General features: G+C 68.8%; 4 protein-coding genes and 1 pseudogene. 4 read left to right on the forward strand and 1 reads right to left on the reverse strand.

What is annotated here, in order from left to right:
* The 3 genes and pseudogenes from E1J50_RS26240 to E1J50_RS27700 all read left to right on the forward strand — a co-directional run.
* Positions 1-329 (forward strand): annotated as a pseudogene (locus E1J50_RS26240) (MGH1-like glycoside hydrolase domain-containing protein); the annotation flags it as partial.
* Between the two features lie 78 nt (positions 330-407).
* Positions 408-560, forward strand: coding sequence for a hypothetical protein (locus tag E1J50_RS27695; protein ID WP_165937845.1), 153 nt, complete (start codon positions 408-410; stop codon positions 558-560).
* Positions 561-735: 175 nt separating this feature from the next.
* Positions 736-909 (forward strand): hypothetical protein, encoded by a 174-nt coding sequence (locus E1J50_RS27700; protein WP_165937846.1) that lies wholly within the window; start codon positions 736-738, stop codon positions 907-909.
* Between the two features lie 7 nt (positions 910-916).
* Here E1J50_RS27700 and E1J50_RS26245 read toward each other — a convergent pair whose 3' ends face one another.
* Entirely contained in the window at positions 917-1,441 is a 525-nt protein-coding gene (locus E1J50_RS26245; protein ID WP_207919311.1) for a DUF4399 domain-containing protein, read from the reverse strand.
* Between the two features lie 366 nt (positions 1,442-1,807).
* Between E1J50_RS26245 and E1J50_RS26250 the strand changes: the two genes are divergently transcribed.
* Positions 1,808-2,669: caspase family protein (locus tag E1J50_RS26250; RefSeq protein WP_165937990.1), on the forward strand; the 862-nt coding region annotated here is incomplete at its 3' end.

The following is a 2,669-nucleotide window of genomic DNA, read 5'->3' on the forward strand; positions in this document are numbered from 1 at the left end:
TCATCGAGGCCCTGCGCCGCTTCCACGCCTATTACGGCGACGAGTTCGTGATCGAGTACCCGACCGGCTCCGGCACCCTGCTGACCTTGAACGCGATCGCCGACGCGCTGGAGGATCGGTTGATCGCGCTCTTCACCCGGGACGCGGCGGGCGGGCGCCCGTATCGGGGCGGGCGCCCGCCCATCGACGCGGGCGCCGGGGGCGACGACCCGCTCCTGTTCCACGAATTCTTCGACGGCGAGACCGGGCGCGGCCTCGGCGCCTCGCACCAGACCGGATGGACGGCGCTCGTCATGAACCTTCTTCTCTCGCAGGCGGGGCGCAGCTGACGCCCGGGCCGGGTGTGAGTTCCGTCACGGTTCCGAGGCGCGCGTCGGGGGAAGCTCGCTCCAATCGGAGCGCGTCCCATGTCGCGTCGCATCCTCAGCCTGATGGCCCTCCTCCTCGTCACGGACGCGATCGTTGTGCACGGGCGAGGCCCCCGCCCCTCCCAGATCGTCTCGCCCGATGCGGGCGAGACCGCGCGGCTCGGCCGGCAATACGTCCTCCCGCGCACTTGATCTCACCGGGTTAGGCTGAGGGCTGCGACGTGTCCCATGTATCCATGACGATGATGCGAGCGTGATCTCGATCACGGTTCGCGATCGGCAGGAATCCTACAGGTTCGGCGAGATCCGAGAGCGGATTTCTCTTCGCGGCAGCAGCCTCGAAGATCACGAACCTCAGGATTCCGCCATGATGAAGTGTCTCGTCATCGCCGTCGCCCTGCTGGCGACGATGGTCATCGTCCGCGCGAGCATGCTCGCGGCGCCGGCGCGGGTGCCGGTCAGGGCGACCTCCGGCATCGACATCCGCGAGATGACGGTGCGGTCGAACCTCCCGCCCTCCGACCCGTACGACGCGTTCTGACCGGCGCTCAACGGTCGCGGTGGCGCGCCACCCGCGGCCGGCGCCCGTTGCGGGTGACGAGGACCTTGATCGTCTCGGACATCACCGGGGGCACGTGCGGGACGTGGTCGGCATCGGCCAGCACCAGCTGAAGGGTGTGGGTGCCGAGCGGAAGCGTCACCTGCGCCTCCGTCTGCCCGAGACCGAAATGCAGGTGATTGAAATCGTTCGGGATGCGCTCGTCGGGGGAGCGCAGGGGCGCGTCGATCAGCAGGTGGTGATGGCCGGTATTCGCCTTGTCGAACCCGGCCGGGGCGACGCCCATGTTGCGCAGCCCGAACCGGATCATCGGCTTGCGGGGCAGGATGCTGCCGTCCTTGATGTCGATGAAGTAGACGGCCGCACCGGGCGCGGAGGGCGTCGGCCCCCCCTTCCTGTCGCCCTGGGCCGGCTGCGCGGCTACCGCCTGCGTCAGCGCGACGAGCGCGCCGAGCCGGCAGATCCAGGTTCGGTACGCTCGAACCCGGTGGGTCGAGGCCGTTGCGCCGCCCATCGTCGCCCTCCCGTCAGGCATCGCGTCACCGCAGCCGAATAGGCGCACGATCTCCTGCCCGCCGCCGACCCGCAAAAACGAGCTAGAGCGCCTCTAAAAAGGTGATTCGCTAGCCCGAAAGATGCAGCGTGCGGTCAATGACCAAGAGAATACATGCCACAATGATTTGCAACGGCTACGGTTTGCTTTGGCGCTCGCGTGCTATACCGGACAGTAGTCGAGATCGGTCAAGCTCATGATTTTGGATTGACGCCGATGCGCGATTTACTTTTCCGCGACAGACGCGTCCGGCAGGATCTGATGATGCGCAGCAGCCCTTCCGGTCAGATCCGGCGATTGCGTGGCGCTGGCCGGGCGGGACGCGGCGTGCTGCTTCTCGCGTGCCTGGCCGCCATCGTCCTCCCGCTCGTCCCGCTGCCGGCCTGCGCGCAGGCGACGATCGGGGCCGGGCGCCGTTTCGCGCTCCTCATCGCGAATGCGCGCTACCCCGACGCGAAGGCGCCGCTCGCCGCGATCGGCCGGGACGCGCGTCTGCTGGCCGACGAATTGCGGCGGCACGAATTCGACGTGGACTTGCGGGAGAACGTCACCCGCGAGGACATGCAGTCCGTCCTCGACGGCTTCTACGGCAAGATCAACGCCGGCTCCGCCGCCTTCCTCTATTTCGGCGGCTACGGCATTCAGGTGAACCGGCAGACCTTCCTCTTGCCCGTCAACGCGCAGGTCTGGTCCGAGACGGAGGTGCGCAAGGACGGGATCAGCCTCGACGGCGTGCTGGCCGAGATGAACCGGCGCGGCGCCCGGGTGAAGATCGCCGTCGTCGATGCGGCCCGGGAAAACCCCTACGAGCGCCGTTTCCGCGCCTCCTGGGCGGGGCTCGCCCCCGTCGATACGCCGGAGGGCACTCTCGTCCTGCTCGCCGCCCCGCCCGGCAAGCTGGTGCGCGAGCCGACCGCCGAGCCGAGCCTGTTCATGGGCGAGCTCGTGAAGGAACTGCGCACCCCGAACCTCAGCGCCGAGGAGGCCTTCGCACACACGCGAATGGGTGTGTCGCGGGCCTCGAACACCGAACAGGTGCCCTGGGTGTCCTCGTCCCTGATCGAGGAATTCCATGTCGCTAAGCCGAGCGCGGGGGCCGCATCCCAGCCGGATCTTGCGCCCGTGCGGGTCCCGCGCGCCCGGACGACGGCCCTGAACGCCCCTCCGGCCGCCGCGCCCCCACCCGCCC

This window comes from Methylobacterium segetis (assembly GCF_004348265.1).
GTDB classification, from domain to species: Bacteria; Pseudomonadota; Alphaproteobacteria; order Rhizobiales; family Beijerinckiaceae; genus Methylobacterium; species Methylobacterium segetis.

Excerpts from the sequence above, each read along its gene's own strand:
- E1J50_RS27695 (WP_165937845.1), top strand. The coding sequence starts at position 408 with ATGTCGCGTCGCATCCTCAGCCTGATGGCCCTCCTCCTCGTCACGGAC.
- E1J50_RS27700 (WP_165937846.1), top strand. The coding sequence starts at position 736 with ATGATGAAGTGTCTCGTCATCGCCGTCGCCCTGCTGGCGACGATGGTC.
- E1J50_RS26245 (WP_207919311.1), bottom strand. The coding sequence starts at position 1,441 with ATGGGCGGCGCAACGGCCTCGACCCACCGGGTTCGAGCGTACCGAACC.